This is a genomic window from Anaerotruncus massiliensis (ex Togo et al. 2026) (assembly GCF_030825285.1).
Classification (GTDB): Bacteria; Bacillota; Clostridia; order Oscillospirales; family Ruminococcaceae; genus Anaerotruncus; species Anaerotruncus massiliensis.
The window spans coordinates 1-17,019 of record NZ_JAPJQF010000055.1; the positions used below are offsets into that span (position 1 = coordinate 1).

At 64.2% G+C, this 17,019-nt stretch carries 17 protein-coding genes; 9 read left to right on the forward strand and 8 right to left on the reverse strand.

Going from position 1 to position 17,019, the window contains the following annotated elements; all coding sequences use genetic code 11:
* Positions 1-282: 282 nt before the first annotated feature.
* Positions 283-990, reverse strand: coding sequence for a helix-turn-helix domain-containing protein (locus tag RCI06_RS12350; RefSeq protein ID WP_101549168.1), 708 nt, complete (start codon positions 988-990; stop codon positions 283-285).
* A gap of 171 nt (positions 991-1,161) precedes the next feature.
* Here RCI06_RS12350 and RCI06_RS12355 point away from each other — a divergent pair, with 171 nt between their 5' ends.
* The 3 genes from RCI06_RS12355 (at position 1,162) to RCI06_RS12365 (ending at position 4,128) form a co-directional block, all read left to right on the forward strand.
* Positions 1,162-1,803: a histidine phosphatase family protein gene (locus RCI06_RS12355; RefSeq protein ID WP_306576238.1), complete on the forward strand. Its 642-nt coding sequence runs from the start codon at positions 1,162-1,164 to the stop codon at positions 1,801-1,803.
* A gap of 77 nt (positions 1,804-1,880) precedes the next feature.
* A complete protein-coding gene (gene leuB / locus RCI06_RS12360; protein WP_101549172.1) occupies positions 1,881-2,963 on the forward strand; it encodes a 3-isopropylmalate dehydrogenase in 1,083 nt (360 codons plus the stop codon).
* Between the two features lie 109 nt (positions 2,964-3,072).
* Complete coding sequence (locus RCI06_RS12365; protein ID WP_306576239.1) at positions 3,073-4,128, forward strand: DUF975 family protein; 1,056 nt, start codon at positions 3,073-3,075, stop codon at positions 4,126-4,128.
* 105 nt (positions 4,129-4,233) lie between these two features.
* Here the strand turns inward: RCI06_RS12365 and RCI06_RS12370 are convergent, their stop codons facing one another.
* Positions 4,234-4,479: an AbrB/MazE/SpoVT family DNA-binding domain-containing protein gene (locus tag RCI06_RS12370; protein WP_101549176.1), complete on the reverse strand. Its 246-nt coding sequence runs from the start codon at positions 4,477-4,479 to the stop codon at positions 4,234-4,236.
* A 169-nt stretch (positions 4,480-4,648) separates the two neighbouring features.
* On the opposite strand from RCI06_RS12370, the gene RCI06_RS12375 reads away from it, so the two are divergent.
* From RCI06_RS12375 to RCI06_RS12385, 3 genes are all read left to right on the forward strand, one after another.
* The gene (locus RCI06_RS12375; protein ID WP_306576240.1) at positions 4,649-5,236 is read left to right on the forward strand and encodes a nucleoside recognition domain-containing protein; all 588 of its coding nucleotides are present in this window, start codon (positions 4,649-4,651) and stop codon (positions 5,234-5,236) included.
* Positions 5,233-5,754 carry a spore maturation protein gene (locus RCI06_RS12380; RefSeq protein ID WP_306576241.1) on the forward strand — a complete coding sequence of 174 codons (522 nt, stop codon included), beginning with the start codon at positions 5,233-5,235 and terminating at the stop codon, positions 5,752-5,754. The genes RCI06_RS12375 and RCI06_RS12380 overlap by 4 nt, the downstream gene beginning before the upstream one ends.
* 835 nt (positions 5,755-6,589) lie before the next feature.
* Positions 6,590-6,787: a ribbon-helix-helix protein, CopG family gene (locus RCI06_RS12385; RefSeq protein WP_306576242.1), complete on the forward strand. Its 198-nt coding sequence runs from the start codon at positions 6,590-6,592 to the stop codon at positions 6,785-6,787.
* A 439-nt stretch (positions 6,788-7,226) separates the two neighbouring features.
* Here RCI06_RS12385 and trpS read toward each other — a convergent pair whose 3' ends face one another.
* Both trpS and RCI06_RS12395 read right to left on the reverse strand, forming a co-directional pair.
* Positions 7,227-8,246 (reverse strand): tryptophan--tRNA ligase, encoded by a 1,020-nt coding sequence (gene trpS, locus RCI06_RS12390; protein WP_101549182.1) that lies wholly within the window; start codon positions 8,244-8,246, stop codon positions 7,227-7,229.
* Positions 8,247-8,265: 19 nt separating this feature from the next.
* A complete protein-coding gene (locus tag RCI06_RS12395) occupies positions 8,266-9,456 on the reverse strand; it encodes a PLP-dependent aminotransferase family protein (protein WP_101549184.1) in 1,191 nt (396 codons plus the stop codon).
* A 235-nt stretch (positions 9,457-9,691) separates the two neighbouring features.
* Between RCI06_RS12395 and RCI06_RS12400 the strand changes: the two genes are divergently transcribed.
* Complete coding sequence (locus tag RCI06_RS12400; RefSeq protein ID WP_306576243.1) at positions 9,692-12,022, forward strand: SpoIIE family protein phosphatase; 2,331 nt, start codon at positions 9,692-9,694, stop codon at positions 12,020-12,022.
* 6 nt (positions 12,023-12,028) lie between these two features.
* On the opposite strand, the gene RCI06_RS12405 is transcribed toward RCI06_RS12400, so the two are convergent.
* The 4 genes from RCI06_RS12405 to RCI06_RS12420 all read right to left on the reverse strand — a co-directional run bounded on the left by RCI06_RS12405 (position 12,029) and on the right by RCI06_RS12420 (position 15,138).
* Complete coding sequence (locus RCI06_RS12405; RefSeq protein ID WP_276873346.1) at positions 12,029-12,814, reverse strand: hypothetical protein; 786 nt, start codon at positions 12,812-12,814, stop codon at positions 12,029-12,031.
* Between the two features lie 168 nt (positions 12,815-12,982).
* Positions 12,983-13,708, reverse strand: a complete 726-nt coding sequence (locus tag RCI06_RS12410) for a carboxylesterase (RefSeq protein WP_306576244.1) — start codon at positions 13,706-13,708, stop codon at positions 12,983-12,985.
* 31 nt (positions 13,709-13,739) lie between these two features.
* Positions 13,740-14,252, reverse strand: coding sequence for an aromatic acid exporter family protein (locus RCI06_RS12415; protein WP_276873352.1), 513 nt, complete (start codon positions 14,250-14,252; stop codon positions 13,740-13,742).
* Positions 14,253-14,256: 4 nt separating this feature from the next.
* Entirely contained in the window at positions 14,257-15,138 is an 882-nt protein-coding gene (locus RCI06_RS12420; protein WP_101549194.1) for a DNA-3-methyladenine glycosylase, read from the reverse strand.
* Positions 15,139-15,668: 530 nt separating this feature from the next.
* On the opposite strand from RCI06_RS12420, the gene RCI06_RS12425 reads away from it, so the two are divergent.
* A complete protein-coding gene (locus tag RCI06_RS12425) occupies positions 15,669-15,932 on the forward strand; it encodes a hypothetical protein (RefSeq protein WP_121587278.1) in 264 nt (87 codons plus the stop codon).
* 138 nt (positions 15,933-16,070) lie between these two features.
* The gene (gene rlmB / locus RCI06_RS12430; protein ID WP_101549198.1) at positions 16,071-16,844 is read left to right on the forward strand and encodes a 23S rRNA (guanosine(2251)-2'-O)-methyltransferase RlmB; all 774 of its coding nucleotides are present in this window, start codon (positions 16,071-16,073) and stop codon (positions 16,842-16,844) included.
* Positions 16,845-17,019 lie beyond the last annotated feature (175 nt).

The following is a 17,019-nucleotide window of genomic DNA, read 5'->3' on the forward strand; positions in this document are numbered from 1 at the left end:
CAATTGTCGTTTCGGTCACGTCTGCCGGACGAAGTACCAACATGGAGTTGTGTCCGGTGTGGGGGAGCAGTTGTGGCTGCCGGCGGGGCGGTGGGTCCGGGGCCCCGCCCCGTCCCCGTGTTTTCCGCCGCGCTAAAAAGGGCCCGTCCGAACGGACGGGCCCCGGCAGGCGGAAACGGTTCAATTTTGCGCCGCGCGATTGCGCCGCGCCGCAAAAAATGGTAAAATAGCCCCATGGCTCCGCCGGGGCGCGCGCCGCGGTCCGGATGGGGAACGCCCGCGCTATTTTTTCCCGGCGGCCGGGTAGGCGATGCGGGCCTCGGAATTCTGGATGAGGTTGAGCAGGGACGAGGCGAAGAGCGGGTAGTCCCGCGAGAGCGCCTCGGTGGTGACGTAGAGCGGGTCCACGTTGGGGATGCGCTCCATGTCCACGGCGGGATCGCCCTTGGCGATCGAATAGGCGTTGGCGCTGCACACCTGCATGGCGGCGTCGGCGTACTGCTGGGCGACGGTGTCGGGCACGGTGAACATCGCGCTCTGATTGCGCGGGTTGGCCCCGTAGACCAGCCGGAACATCCGGTAGACCGCGAGCATCAGAAAAGAGGACACCTCGTTGACGAGCGGCTTGCACGCGCTGCGCGAAAGCATGTCGAAGAGGATGTTGAGCGAGTTGGCGATCAGCTTTTTATTGAGGACGGGGAGCACGCCCGATTTGAAGACATTCTCCTTGCCGACGCTGTCCGGTTCCGGGATATCCTCGACCGTCAGCTTGGAGCCGGTGCGGTCGGGGGAGCGGCCGAGCATATAGTCGCAGGAAACGCCGTAAAAATCGGCGCAGCGGATGAGGAAATCCAGCCCGCATTCGCGGATGCCCTTCTCGTAATGGGAGAGCAGCGCCTGCGAAATCCCGAGCTTGGATGCCGCGAGCTTCTGGCTGATGCCGCGCTCCTTGCGCAGTAAGGTCAGGACCCTTGGAAAGTCAGCGTTCATTTGTCAATACCCCTCAAGAACCTTTTTTATCTATCTCTCAGGACCCGTGGAGGTCCCGGAAAAGGCCTTTTACGTACTGTAAATTATATAATAACCAAAACCTTTTGTAAATAGGGCATGTCGAGAAAATGAAAGTTTTGTGAAAAAAAGTCAAAAAGGGGCGTTTCGTTTATGCTAACATACAAAATCCATCTGCTCCGGCACGGCCTGACCCGGGCGAATCTCGAGGGGCGCTACATCGGGCGCACCGACCTGCCGCTCTGTCCCGAGGGTCGGGCGCAGCTGGAAAAGCTGCGGGACACCTGCGAGTACCCGTGGGCGGAGCGGGTGTATACAAGCCCGCTGCTGCGCGCGCGGCAGACGGCGGAGCTGCTCTACCCGGGCCGCCCGCTCGAACCGCTGGACAAGCTGCGGGAGCTCGACTTCGGGGCGTTCGAGAACCGGACGATCACCGACCTCGAGCAGGACCCCGCCTTCCGGGCGTGGATCGCGACCCCCGCCGGGGCCGCCCCGCCGCAGGGGGAGAGCGCGGCGGCGCTCCTGGGGCGCGCCGTCGAGGCGGTGGCGTACATCTTCGCCCGGATGATGGAGGAGCGCGTGACCTCGGTGGCGGTCGTGACGCACGGCGCGCTCATCATGAACCTGCTGGCCGCGATGGGACTGCCCGAGCGGGAGGCGGTGCGCTGGAACGCGGGCCCCGGCGAGGGGTACACGCTGCTGCTCTCCGCGCAGATGTGGATGCGCGACCAGAAGTTTGAGGTCTACGAGCAGATCCCCTATCCGTCCGGACAGGGGGACAATTCCGACGAATAAGCAGGCCGTTTTTTGGTGGACTTTTTACATTTTCGTGCTAGAATGTACATAATATCGTTACAAGGAGAAGGTACGCTATGAATCTGAACCTCTGCGTGCTCGAGGGCGACGGTATCGGCCCCGAGATTGTCAAGGAAGCCGTCCGGGTGCTGCGCGCCGTCTGCGGCGCGCGCGGCGTCGGGCTCAGCCTCGATTACGCGCTGCTCGGCGGCGCGGCCATCGACCGGACCGGCGTCCCGCTGCCCGACGAGACGGTGGAGAAGTGCCGCGCGGCCCAGGCCGTGCTGCTCGGCGCGGTGGGCGGCCCCAAGTGGGACGGCCTCCCCTCCGGGCTGCGCCCCGAAAAGGGCCTGCTCGGCATCCGGTCGGCGCTCGGCCTCTACGCAAACCTGCGCCCCGCCACCATCTTCCCGGCGCTCAGGGCCGCTTCCCCCCTCAGGGACGAGATCGTCGGCGCCGGGGTGGACATCATGGTGGTGCGCGAGCTCACGGGGGACGTCTATTTCGGCGAGCACAGCCGCTTTGAACGGGACGGGGTCCTCCACGGCAGGGACATCATGGGCTACAGCGTGCCCGAGATTGAGCGGATCGCAAGGGTCGCGTTCGGCCTGGCACGCAGGCGGGACCGCCGCGTGACCTCGGTGGACAAGGCGAACGTGCTGGAGACCTCGCGCGTCTGGCGGGAGACGGTCACCCGCGTGGCGGAGGAGTTCCCCGACGTGGCGCTCACCCACCTCTATGTGGACAACGCCGCCATGCAGCTCGTGCGCGACCCCGCGCAGTTCGACGTGCTCGTGACCGGAAACCTCTTCGGGGACATCCTCTCGGACGAGGCGTCGATGATCTCCGGCTCGATCGGCATGCTCGCCTCCGCGAGCCTTGGGGATGGCCCCTTCGGCCTCTACGAGCCGATCCACGGCAGCGCGCCCGACATCGCGGGGCAGGGGAAGGCCAATCCGCTGGCGACCATCCTCTCGGCGGCGATGATGCTGCGCTACACCTTCGACCTGCCCGAACTGGCGGGCGCGGTCGAACAGGCGGTCTCCGACGCGCTGGGAACGGCGCGCACCCCCGACATCCGGGGGGACGGGCTGCCGGTGTGGACGACCGAACAGATGGGCGGCTTCGTCGCCCAGAGGGCCGCCGAACTGCTCGCGTGAGCGGATGGGAAAATTTGCGCCGGGCCGCGTGAAAACGGGCTGTTCGGCGCACCTTATGAACAGCAATCAGTAATCCGCCGCGGGACGACTCCCGCAGGGAGGGATACCAATGGGACTTTTCAGGGCGCTCAAGACCAACGCCAGGCGGGCTTTGGCGGGCAGCTGGGGCAGGGCGATCGGCATCATGCTGATCTCCGTGATCCCCGGGGTGCTGATCAACCTGCTGGAATACGGCATCCGCGAGGTGAGCGGCGTGTCGGAATTCGTCAACCGCTCGGGCACGGGTAACGCCTTCCGGGCGGCGGCGAACATCGCCCCCGCCTCCATCGCGATCACGCTGCTCGTGTCGCTGCTCGTCTTTTTCATCATGACCCCGCTGCGGCAGGGGATCATCCGCTGGTACTACCGCCGCACGGGCGGCGAGCGGGACGGCGTAACGGGCATCTTCCACTACTTTGAGACGGCCGCCGGGTATTTCCGCGCGCTCTGGCTCAACTTCCTCATCGGGCTCCGGATGCTCCTTTGGACCCTCCTGCTGACCGTCCCACTCGCCCTGCTGACAGGGCTGCTCTCCGTCGCGGGCGGAGCCGGCCGCGCCACCCGGACCTTCGCCATGCTGCTCATGCTCGTCTGGATGGTGATCGCCTGCGTCGTGATCGTCATCGTCGGGCTGCGCTATTTCCTCGCCCCCTACCTGCTCGCCGAGCACCCCGGCTACAAGGCGCGCGCGGCCATCCGGGAGGGCGTGAAGCTGGTGCGCGGCTACAAGGGGAGCGTCTTCCTCTTCGCCCTCTCCTTCATCCTCTGGTACCTGCCGTCGCTGCTGGCGGCGCTGCTCGTCCTCTTTATCCCCTTCTCCGATCCCTTCTACCTTTTCCAGGTCACGGGCCTGCTCCTGCTTCTGATGCTCGCCCAGCTGGGGATCTGCTTCTATCTGGTGCCCTACCAGAGCGCCTCCCTCGCGATGTACGCGCGCTACCTCATCCAGACGGGGGAGAGCGGCGGCGTGGACGAGTATGGGGACTCCACCCGGGAATACAAGCCGGAGATCGACCGCTACCTGGAGGCGCAGGCCTCCCGGGCGCCCGCGGAAGAACCGCCCGCGCCGCGGCCGGGCGGGGAGGAAACCGGCGGTTCCGGACCGGAGGGGGAAGCGCCCGTCTGACCGGTCACAAATCGAAAGAAAGAGAAAAGCACAGGACCCAATGTCCTGTGCTTTTTTCTGTTTCCCAAAAAGACTACTTCTTCTCTTCCCACACATTCAACGCAGCTATTTTGCGTCAGACAACTGATTGATGCACTCGGCGCAGACGTTTCTTCCCTTGAAGCTGACGACATTCGTCGCGCTGTTGCAGAAGATGCACGCGGGCTCATATTTCTTCAGGATAATATGGTTGCCATCCACGTAGATCTCAAGGGAATCCTTTTCATTAATGTCTAAAGTGCGGCGCAACTCAATTGGAAGAACGATGCGTCCCAGCTCGTCGACTTTGCGGACGATACCGGTAGATTTCATTTATACACCCCCTATCCGGCAAAAATGCCTTTAACTAACAATATAACGTATTTTTGTAAAATTGTAAACGAATTTGTGAAAAATGCGTCAATATTTGTCATGAATAACGAAACATAAAAGAATAAACTGTATAATATACATATACGGAACCGATAGGGGGTGTCCGGGTATGATGAACGTCATTTTTGCAGGAATCATTCTCTTTTCCTTCGTTTTCGCCGCGCTGACCGGCCGGATGCCCCAGCTTTCCGAAGCCGCCATGGGGCAGGCGGGAGAGGCGGTCACGCTGGTGCTCTCCCTCACCGGGATGCTCTGTCTGTGGAGCGGGCTTATGAAGATTGCACAGGAGTCGGGCCTCACCGAATTGCTCTCCCGCCTGCTCTCTCCGGTCACAAAACGCCTTTTCAAGGGTCTGCGCCCCAACGGCGAGGCGGTGAACGCCATCACCATGAACCTCATCGCGAACTTCCTCGGCCTCGGTAACGCGGCCACCCCGCTGGGCATCCGCGCGATGTGCGAGATGGCCAAAGAACAGCGCGCCGACGGCGCCGCGACAAACGATATGGCGATGTTCGTCGTCGTCAATACCGCCTCAATCCAGCTCATCCCCGCCACCACGGCGATGCTTCGCATGCAGGCGGGCTCCGCCGCGCCGCTGGACATCCTGCCCGCCACCTGGATCGCATCGGTCGGCTCGGTGGCCGTGGGCATCGTGATGGCGGGGCTGCTCGCGCCCCTCTGGAGGAAACGGCCGTGACCGCGGTCGGCGTCTGGATGGTCCCGTTCGCCATCGCCGGGATCGTCGGGTTTGGGCTTCTGCGCGGCGTCAAGGTGTTCGACCTCTTCGTCGAGGGCGCGAAGGAGGGGCTCACGACCGCCGTCAGCATCCTGCCCGCCCTTGTAGCGCTCGTCGTCGCCGTCGGCATGTTCAAGGCCAGCGGCGGCCTCGATCTGCTCTCCTTTGCCCTCGAGCCGATCGGAAAGCTGCTCGGCCTGCCCCGCGAGGTCATCCCCCTTTCGCTCATCCGCCCCATTTCGGGCAGCGGCGCCATGGCGATTTTCAACGACATCCTCCGCAGCCACGGCCCCGACAGCCTCGCCGGCCGCATTGCCAGCGTCATGATGGGTTCCACGGAAACCACCTTCTATACCATCGCCGTCTATTACGGCGCGGCGGGCATCAAAAATACCCGGCATACCATCCCCGCCGCCCTCAGCGCGGATATTTCCGGGTTCTTTCTTTCGGCGCTTGCTGTGAAGCTTCTTTTTTATTGAGCTTTCGCTCGGAGGACTGCCCCTTCGGGGCGCTTCAGATGTGCCGCTCAGGGAGCGGCAGAGCTTGTCGGTGGCCGACCGACGGCGGTTTTAGATTTGCCGCTCGGGGAGCGGTGGAGCTTGTCGGTAGTCGACCGACAGCGACCCCTTAGACATACCGCTCGTCGAGCGGCGTAGTTGCCGGGTCCCGCCCCGGCGGGCGGCCCCATTTCTTGTACGGACAAGAAATGGGGGAAAGAAGCCGCAGGGGGCTGCGCCCCCTTGACCCCCGCGCTGCCTCCGGTTGGCCTTCGGCCAAAGTCGGCGGCGCCCTGCCACGGATCAATGGGCGGGTGTGCAGCATCCCGCTCGCCGCCGCGCCGCGGGCGCAATGCCCCTGCCCGTGAGTCTCCGGAACCGTACCGGGGGTGCTTCTGGGGAGGCACGGCCACAGGGCGGAAAACAACGCCCGTTCCGGGCGTTCGCGCGCTTTGCGCGCGTGCGCGGCGAAGCCGCACAGTTTTCCGCCCAACCTTGCGGGCCACGCCGCGCTATATCAAAGGAGCCGCCTCTCGGCGGCTCCTTTACGCGTCCTCCGCGCTTTCACTCGATTTGCATAGCTCTTCGGCTTCTCGCAGTGCCTCCCGAAGTTTACGTGTCTGGTCTGCGACGAGTCGTTCATATATGTCCAGTGATTCTGCCGCTTCACTTGCCGCCTTTAGCATGATGCGGTACATCTTCTGATAGCTGGGCACTGTTACGCCCCCCTCTTTGAATAATAACATGTTATTTAACATAAAGTATAACATATCATACGTAAAAATGTCAAGGTATACTTTAAGGCAGGAGGGGTTTTATGAGTAAAGGAAAGTTGCATATTAGCCCCAAGCGCCCCAAGGGAGACGACGGCTATAAAACGTTTTCAATTCGGATTAAGACAGAAACGGTAGAACGGGTTGAAAAGTTGGCCGTAGCGAGTGGAAGATCTCGTAATGAGCTGATTGGCATGTTGCTTGATTATGCATTAGATAATAGTGAGATTACAAAAAACTAAAAGAGCGCCGTCCGGATGGGCGGCGCTCTTTTGCGTTCTGGGATCGTATCTCCCCGAAAGCATGATAGGACGGTCCCGGAGGCTCTCGGGCAGAGGCATTGCGCCCGCGGCGCGGCGGCTGGCGGGTTGCTGTAGGCTCGTTCGCTGATCCGTGGCAGGGCGCCGCCGACTTTGGCCGAAGGCCAACTGGAGGCGGCGCTGGGGTCGCAGGGGCGAAGCCCCTCGCGCCCTTCTTTGGTTCCTTTCTTGGGCGATCAAGAAAGGAATTCGCTGTCGGTCGACTACCGACAAACTGCGCCGCTCGATGAGCGGCAAGCCTAAAACGGCCGTCGGTCGACTACCGACAAACTGCGCCGCTCAATGAGCGGCAAACCTAAAACGGCCGTCGGCCGGCCACCGACAAACTGCACCGCTCCCCGAGCGGCAAATTCAAAAAAACCTATTTCGCCAAAAACCCAATTTTCTTATAGACCTTATCCAGCGTCCGCTGGGAAATCGCCTCGGCGCGCGCGGCGCCCTTCCTGTAACATTCCTCGAGGAAGGCCTTGTCGGCCATATAGCGGTCGAACTGCTCGCGCACGGGGCGGAGGGTCTCTGCGACCGCTTCGCCGACGGCGGTTTTGAAGTCGCCGTAGCCGCGTCCGGCGAACTCCGCCTCGATGGCGGGAAAGTCCCTGCCGGTGACGGCGGAATAGATCGCCATGAGGTTATTGATGCCGTCCTTGCCCTCGCGGCAGACGACCTCGGCCTCCGAGTCGGTGACGGCGGAACGGAACTTCTTGACGATCGTCTCGGGCTTGTCGAGGATGCCGATAAAAGCCTTGGGGTTGTCGTCGCTCTTGCTCATCTTTTTGGTGGGCTCCTGAAGGGACATGACCTTGGCGGCGAGCTTGGGGATATAGCCGTCGGGCAGGGTAAAGACGTTGCCGTAAACGCCGTTGAACCGCTGTGCGATGTTGCGCGCGAGCTCGAGGTGCTGCTTCTGGTCGATGCCCACGGGCACGAGGTCGGCCTGATAGAGCAGGATGTCGGCGGCCATGAGCACCGGGTAGGTGAAGAGGCCGGCGTTGACGTTTTCGGGATGCTTGGCGGACTTATCCTTGAACTGGGTCATGCGGGAGAGCTCGCCGAACTGGGTGTTGCAGGAGAGCACCCACGAGAGCTCGGCGTGGGTCTTGACATGGCTCTGAATGAAGAGCACCGACTTTTCCGGGTCGATGCCGCAGGCCATGACGAGCGCGAGCGCGGCGAGGGTGTTTTCGCGCAGGGCCTTGGGGTCCTGGCGGACGGTGATCGCGTGCATGTTGACCACCGAGTAGACGCAGTCGTATTCATCCTGGAGCGCGACCCAGTTTTTGATCGCGCCGAGGTAGTTGCCCAGCGTCATGATGCCGGTGGGCTGGATGCCGGAAAAGATGCGCTGTCTGCGCTCGGGTTTGGGCTGTGCGGTCTGTTCCATTGTGAAAGCTCCTATCTTCTTAGTCGTAAAGCGCGTGGGTCAGCCTGCCGAGGCGTTTGCACCCCTCGACGATCGCCTCGTCGGTGGGGGTGGAGAAGTTCATGCGGAAGCTGCGGCAGGGGTCGGTCTCCCTCGCGAGGAAGGCGATGCCCGGCACGACGGCGACCTTCTCGGCGACCGCGCGGTTGCAGAAATCCATCATATCCGCGCCCTCGGGCAGGGTGCACCAGAGGAAGAGGCCGCCCTCGGGGGTGGTGTGGGCGACGCGGGGGGAGAACTCCCGGTCGATGCAGTCGAGCATGAGGGCGCATTTCCGGCGGTAGATCTCCTGGAGGCGCGCGAAATGCGCGCCGAGGTCGGCGGTGGCAAGCCACCGCTCGCAGATCATCTGGGCGAGGATGTTGGTGTGCACGTCGGCGCACTGCTTGCCGACGGTCATCTTGGCGATGACGGCGGGAGGCGCGGCGACAAAGGCGACGCGGACGCCCGGCGCGAGAATTTTGGAGAAGCTGCCGACATAGAGGACGTGGCCGTCAGTGTCGAAGGATTTGATCGCGGGGAGCGGCTCGCCCGCGAAACGCAGGTCGCCGTAGGGGTTATCCTCGAAGACCATGACGTCGTATTTTTGCGCGAGGCGCAGGATCTCCCTGCGCTTATGTAGGCTCGTCGTGATGCCGGTCGGATTCTGGAAGTTGGGGATGACGTAGAGGAGCTTGACGTTGGGCTGCTCGGCCATCGCGCGCTCGAGCTTTTCGAGGTTGAGGCCGTCCGCCTCCATCTCGACGCCGACGAGGTTGCAGTTGTAGGATCGGAAGCAGTTCAGGCAGCCGATGAAGGAGGGGTCCTCGCAGAGGACGGTGTCCCCCTCGTTGACGAACGCCTTGGTGGCGAGGTCGGCGCCCTGCTGTGCGCCCGACAGGATGATGAGGTCGTTTCCCTCCATCGGGACGCCGTAGCGGTCGGCGACCATCCTTTTGAGCGCCTCGCGCAGGGGCGGGTAGCCCTCGGTGATCGAATACTGCAGCGCGTCGATGGGGCGGTCCCGGAGGATTTCCGCCGTGATGCGGCGCACGTCGTCGACGGGGAAGGCGTCGGGGGCGGGGTTGCCCGCCGCGAAGGGGATGACCTCCGGGTCGGAGGTGGCTTTCAAAATCTCACGCACCAGCGAGGGCTGGAGGGAGGACATGCGGTTGGAAAACTGATAGGTCATGATGGGCCGTCCTTTCTGCGTTCCGGCAGGATGCTTTCGCACATTAAATCATATGCAAGTATTTTAGCACAAGCGGAAAGGCATTTCAAGGAAGGCGGGGGCTTTTTTGCCGCGCGCTCCGCCGGAAAGCCTCCAAAATCGACAACCTCTTTCGACCGGTTATGCAGACTGTAATATCTACAATTAATGTTACAGCAAGGATAACCTTCTATCATATGAGGAACAGGTGAACTTTATGCAGAACAGGACAGGCCTCGCGGGGCTTTCGATCGGCGCGCGGGCGCGCCAGGCGGTACGCGCCCACAAGCTCGGGCTCGGATATCTCGGGTATATCGCGGCGGGCTTTGTGTCGGCCAACGCGTTCGTGCTGGGCGGGCTCGCCCCCTTTGGGGTGGCGTTCGCGGCATCCGCGAAACAGAAGTTCGGCGCGGCGGCCATCCTCGGCGCCACGCTCGGCTATCTGTTCTCCCTCGACGTGCTTGGGAACGTCAAGTACATCGTCGCGATGGCGTTTTTGTTTCTGCTGCGCTGGGTCCTCTCCTCCGGCAGCCTGCTCAAGGGGATCCGCCCGTCCGGCCAGGCGCTCACCGCCCTCGCCCTCGGGCCGCCCTCGCTGGCGATCACCTTCCTCTCGGGCGGCAGCGTCTACGACGGGGTGCTCGCGGTGGCCGAGCTGCTGCTCGCCTGCTGCGCCGCCTACTTCTTTTCCCGGTCCGCGCAGGCGCTTGAGCTGGGCGCCGACAACCTGCGCCAGACCGACGTGACCTCGCTGGTCATTACCTTCTGCATCGTCATCCTCGCCCTCGTCAACCTCAAGGTGCTCGGCGTGTCGGTCGGGCGCACGCTGGCGGTGCTCGTCATCCTCATCTGCGCGCAGGCCGCCCGCGAGGCGGGCGGCGCGATCGCCGGGGTCGCGGCCGGCGTGTCCGCCGGGGTGATCGGCGGGCCGTACACCTTTTTGATGGGGACCTACGGCTTCGGCGGGCTGCTGGCCGGGGTGTTCGCGCCGATGGGGCGCGCCGCCTCGGCCGGGGCGTTCATCGTCGTCAACACCTTCGCGCTGCTCGCCGCCCGCCGCATCCTCGACCGCGGGCTGCTCATCGAGGTATTCGTGGCGAGCATCCTCTCGATCCTCATCCCCGCCTCCTTCCTCAAGCGGTTTTCCGCCCGCCCGGCGGGGGACCGGGCGGTGCAGGGGGAGACCTACAAGGCGCTGCTGAAGAACCGAATCGGCGGCGTGTCGCTCGCCCTGCGGGACGTGGCCGACACGACCCGCAGGGTCAACGAGCGGCTCTCCGGGATGGTGAGCGGGGACCTCTCGTCGGTCTACAACGCGGCCGCGGACCGGGTGTGCCGCAAGTGCAAGAACCGCTCGGTCTGCTGGCAGCTCAAATATACCGACACCTGCAACGTGCTCAACGACGCGCTCGGGGTGCTGCGCAGGGGGGAGGAGCTGGCGCCCGAGGCGTTCCCCGCCTACTTCTCCAAGAGCTGCCTGCGCCTCCCCGAGCTTTCGACCCAGATGAACCTGCTCTTCCAGGAATATACCGCGCGGGAGAGCATGCGGCGCAAGGTGTCGCAGGTGCGCGGGGTGGTGACCGACCAGTTCGAGGGGATGGCGCTGATGATCGACGCGATGGGGCGCGACCTCGACGAGCTGGCCACGCAGGACGGCACGACGGCGGGCAAGGTGCGGGAGTACCTCCAGTCGCTGAACGTCTTTCCCGACCTCGTGACCTGCACGGTGGACGGCGGCGCGAACATGACGCTGGAGGTCACGATCCCCACCTACAAGCTCTCGCGGCTCGACCTGACCGAGCTGACGGTGTCGCTGTCAGACATCTGCGGGCGGGATTTCGGCCTGCCCGCCTGCAAAAACCGGACCGACTGCGCGGCGACGGTGATGACCTTCACCGAGAAGGCGGTCTACACGGTCAAGTGGGGCGCGACCCAGCTGGGGAGCAGCTGTTCGCGGCTGTGCGGGGACAGCTACAGCTATGTCGACGGCCGGGGCGGCCGGGTGAACGTCATCCTGTCGGACGGGATGGGCAGCGGCGGCGCGGCGGCGGTCGACTCGACGATGACCTCCGAGCTGCTGGCGCGGCTGATCGAGGCGGGCGTGAGCCTCGACGCCTCCCTCAAGCTCGTCAATTCGGCGCTGCTCGTCAAATCGGGCGACGAATCGCTCGCCACGATCGACATCACCGGCGTCGACCTCTACACCGGCAAGGCGGAGTTCTACAAGGCGGGCGCGGCCCCCACCTTCCTGCGCAAGTCGGGCAAGGGGGGCTATGTCGAGTCGAGCTCGCTGCCGGTGGGCATCCTCGGGGGCGTGAACTTCGAAAAAAACGCCGTCACGCTGCGTGACGGCGATGTGATCGTCATGGTGTCGGACGGCGCGGTGGCCGGCGGCTATGAATGGCTGGTGTCCGACCTCGAACACTACGGGGGGGACGACCCGAAGGAGCTGAGCGAGCAGCTGGCCGACGAGGCCAGGCGCCGCCGCACCGACGGGCATGAGGACGACATCACGGTGATCGTGCTCATGCTCGAGCGGGGGATTTAAGCGGCCCTACGCGTAGGGGCCCGCCTCGAGCAGGACGACGAACCGGTCCTCGGGCGGGAGCAGGACGACCTTCTTGTTCTTGCTCCTGGCGGTGTCGACCGCCTCGACCGAGACGACGGCGGGCGCGCAGTCGTTGGGGCGGGCGTAGCCCTCGGCGAAGCCGGAGACCCCGCCGATGCGGGAGACCCACACTCCCTCGAGCCCGCGGGCGAGGTAGGAGTCGTATTCGGGGGAGAGGTTGTTGCCGAAATGGTCGGTAAAGGTATAGGAGCCGTTCGCCCCGGCGGGGGCGCGGTCGGTGAGCAGGGTGAGCAGCTGGGGGGAGGCCGCGCGGGAGAGCGCGGGGTAGTAGGTCTTGAACTCCATGAGCCGCAGGCGCTGGGCGTTGAGGTTCTCATAGCGGGTCTTGACCTTGCGAAGCTTCGCCTTTTTTTCGGTGGCGGTCAGCCGCCACTCCTCGGCGGAGCCCTGGCTGACGAGGTTGGTGAGGTTCATCGTGAGCCCCGTCACCCTGCCCTCGCCCGACATGGTGAGGACGCTGTCCACCACGAGCACGTTGGCCGAGTCGTCCTGCTTCATGACCTCGAGGATTTTATTCATGCTCGCCTTATCCAGGACGTTGGCGGCGGTGATCTTGTCGAGCGTCGTGGTGTTGAGCCGCACGCGCAGTGCCTCGATGCCCTTGGAGATGCCGAAGAGCACCCCGATGCAGAGCGCGAGGGCGATGAGCGTCACAAGGATCAGCCGGCGCTTGTATTTGGGCTTCATCCGTTTGAACTGCGCGAAGGTCAACTGCACCACCGCCTGTCAGATTTTGTTTCCCAATGGAGAGGTGTCCGGTTGCTTCCATTATAATGCATTGTCGGAGGATGTCAATAAATGCCGGTTCCCGCGGCCCCCCTTTTTCCCGGGCGCGCGCCGCGGGGGAATAAAAGGCGGCCGCCCCGGGGCGGCCGCCTTTTATTCCCGCAGGGCGCCTGCGGCCCAGTCGTCAAAGGCCGACAGCTGCCCGGGCGTGTGAAAAAAGTGCTCCCCGCCCGGAAGGACCCGCACCTCGGCGCCGTACCGCCGCGAAAAGGCGGCGATCTCCGGCCATACGCAGAGAGCGTCGTTTTCGCCGTAGAGGATGGACGTCGGGCTTTCCCACGCGAAGCGCACGGGGTGGGTCCTCACGTAGTCGAGATAGTCCCAGTCGAGCGGCGGGCCGCCCTCCACCGGGATGAGCCTTTCCGCCCGCAGCCGCTCCTCGCTCACGCCGGCGGCGGCCATCATGTCGCGGATGATCCGCTCCATGTTGACCACGGGGGAGAGGAAGAGGCTCTGGGAGAGGGGCAGCCCGTGGTAGGCGAGCAGGCCGAAATAGGCCCCCATGCTGCACCCGAAGAGGGCGACGCGTTCCGCCCGCGGGCGGACGTATTCGTAGACCGCGCCGAGGTCGCTTACACAGGACGGCGGATCGGGCGGCAGGGCGCCGCCGGCCCGTTCGCCGTGCTGCGGCAGGTCGAAGCTGAGCGTCCGGTACCCCTTTTCGGCGGCGCGCCGCGCCAGCAGGGCGATAACCCGGTCCGCCTTGTGCGAGAAGTTGCCGTGCACCGCGATGATCCAGCGGTCGGAGGCGGGGCCCCACAGGAGGGCGGGAATCCCCTCCGCCGCGCCGGGAATCGTGATGCGTTCCGTCTGGTCCATATTGCCTCCATCCGGCGGACGCCGGTTTCTTTTATTGCTCCTGGCCCGCCTTCCGGTTGCGCAGAAAGGGGATCCAGTTGACAAACAGGGAGATGAAAATGCCGATGAGCGTATCGAGGATGCGGTTGAGCGCGAACACATAGGGGACGAGGTCGAGCCCGTGGGAGACGGTGATGCTCAAAAAGACGACGCAGGTGATATAGGTGGCGGAGGTCTTTTTGACGAGCACGGTGAGGTACATGAGCGGGACGAGGGCGGCGGAGATGATCGCGTACTGCAGGAGCCCGGTCCCCTCGGGCAGGAAGGTGCGCAGCAGGTAGAGCACGCCCATGCCGTAGAGACCGCCGATCAGCGTGCCGACGACCCGGTTGAGCCCGACGCGGAGGCCCCCCCGCACGTCGGGCTGCATGCAGAGGATGGCGGCGATCGCGGAGTAGAAGGGGACGCCGTCGCCGCGCAGCGTGTCGATGAGAAAGCAGAGGAAGACGGCGAGCGCGGACTTTAAGATCCGCAGGCCGGGCCGCGGGAATTTGGCGGGGGACATGGCTTCACCTTCCGTCGGAGGATTGGGCGGCTTCCCCGGGCAGGAAGCCGGGACAGGTGCGCGCCGCGTGGAAGAGGTACTGCTGGGCGAGCCCCTCCACGCCGCGCGCGCAGGCGGGCAGGCCGTCCGGGTAGAGCCGGTCGAGCACCCGGCGCACCCACACGTCGATCGGCACGCACTCGACGCGCCCGCAGCCGTAGAGCAGCGCGCATTCGGCCACCTTGGCGCCCACGCCGGTGATCTTCCGGAGCTCCCCGCGCGCCTCCTCGAGAGGCAGGTGCGCGAGCGCCGGGAGGTCCACCTCGCCCGAGGCGGCCTTTCGTGCCGCGTCCACGAGGTAGCGCGCCCGGAAGCCCGCGCGGATGGGCGCGAGGTCGTCCGGCTCGAGCGCGGCGAGGCGTTCGGGGGAGGGGAAGGCGTGGACGCCCTCCCCGAGCGGCTCCCCGAAGGCGGCGCACAGCCGCTCGACGATCCCCTTGATGCGGGGGACGTTGTTGTTCTGGCTGATGATGAAGGAGCAGAGCGCCTCCCACGGCTCCTGCCGGAGCACGCGGACGCCGGGGGCGTAGGCGACGGCGCGCGCGAGGACGGGGTCGGAGGAGAGGCGGCGCTTGACCTCCCCGTAGTCGCGGTCGAGGTCGAAATAGCCGCGCCACACCGCCTCGAAGTCCTCCGCGCCGCCCAGGATGCGGATTTCCCCGGCCGTTTGTGCAATGTGACAGGCCCTGCCGCGCGCCACACCAAAAAAGCCGCCGTCGGGCAGCCTTTTCCAGCGGAACGCCTGTCCGCAGTCGAGCGTTTCGGGCAGGGAGAAATCGCCCGAATCGGGGAGAATCACGTCGTTTCCGCGCAGGAACGCGCCGCATCCGGTCGAAACTGGTGCCATGGGCGGGACTCCTTTTTCAGAATTTTTACCCTCCCAGTATAGCAGATCGCGCCGCCAAAAGGAACAAAGATTTTACAGGGAACTTTATCAATCTATACAAAAACGGGGGGAAGGCCGGATTACTCGCAGTAGTGGAAGAAACTGGGAGGCGTCGTTTTTTTTCGCCGCCGTTGAAAGGGGGACAAGGTGGAAAACACGGATACGTCCGCAAAGTTTTCTACCGTTTCCACAGAGTTTTCCACAATGGGCCGGAATGGGGAATCCATTCCGGCTTTTTTGTAATACCCGGCGTATAACGTTTCCGAAAACCGGGCGGCTGATTTTTGTTCAAATTGGCCCTTGACAGGGGAATAAATGAAGACCCGCTGTTCAAAATAGGAAAGCAAAACGATTTTAAAATCGGGGCGTCGGGGGCGGCGCGGGCGGCAGCCGCGGCCCGCCCGCCCCTCTTTTGCGGCGCAAGGCCCTTCCGCCCGCCGCGCGGGGCGGAAGGTGAAAAATTTTTCGGGCGCGGGGGAAGGAGCAAGCAGATGCTGAAGGGTGTCAGTCAAAAGGTGATCGAGGTGGTGCACACCGACAACCGGTACTTTGAAAAGGCGATTTTATTTTTGCGGCCGAACGCGCAGGGGGAGGACAAGCTGAGCCTGCGGGCGCGCGCGGGGGAATACCTCTCGCAGATCGATTACAACCCCGCGGGGCATGAAAAGCGCAAAACCCCGCTGGGAGAGGCCCTCAAAATCGGGCTGGCGGCGCTGGTGGGGGCCGCGGTTGCGTGCGCGTTCTTCCTGCTGTAATCTTTTTCGGCAAAAATCGTCTCTTTTTTTGCAAAATCGCAACGAATCTCTAGCATCCGGTATACTGTTATGTTATAATATACTCTGTATAAAACAGAACGTATAACCGGAGGCCATCCCTCCGGAGGAGGGCTCCGTATGGCGAATTCCAATCCCCGGCTCGACCGGGAGGACGAGAACACCGTGCTCGGCCGCAACGCGGTGATCGAGCTGCTGCGCGGCTCCCGCGAGGTGGAGTGCGTCTACATCTGCGACGAGGTGCCCGCGCGCGGCCAGCCGATCTCCCGCATCGTGGCCATGGCGAAGGAGCGCGGGGTGCCGGTCAAGAAGGTCGACGCGAAAAAGCTCGACGCGCTCTCGAACGGCCTGCCCCACCAGGGGGTTGCCGCGCTGGCGGCGGCCTTTTCCTACAGCACGGTCGACGGCCTCTTTGCGCGGGCGGGCGGCGAACCGCCCTTCTTCCTCGTGGCGGACGGCATCGAGGACCCCCACAACCTCGGCGCGATCATCCGCACCGCCGAGGCGGCGGGCGCCCACGGCCTCATCCTGCCCAAGCGGGGCGGCGTGGGGCTCACCCCCATCGTGGGGCGCACGAGCGCCGGCGCGGTCGAGCACCTGCCGGTCGCGCGGGTGACCAACCTCGTGCGCACGCTCGAGGAGCTCAAAAAGCGCGGCGTGTGGATTTACGGCGCGGAGGCGGGCGGCGGCCGCTGGGAAGAGTGCGACCTGACCGGCCCGGCCGCCCTCGTGATCGGCTCGGAGGGGTTCGGCCTCTCCCGGCTCGTCCGCGAGACCTGCGACGTGATCCTGTCGCTGCCGATGCTGGGGAAGGTCAACTCCCTCAACGCGTCGGTCGCGGCGGGGATTCTGATGTATGAGGTCGTCCGGCAGCGGACGCGTGCAGAGCGGTAAACCCGGATTTTTTGCGATTTTAGAGGAGAGTGGAAACGGGAATGGCTCAGAACTACAATGTCGACGATATCCTGGAGGAAATCCGCCGGAAGAAGAGCCGCGAGGCCGCGCAGGATACATACGGGCAGGAGGCCCCCCCGGCCCGCGCGCCCGCGCCGCAGGAGGACTACCGCCC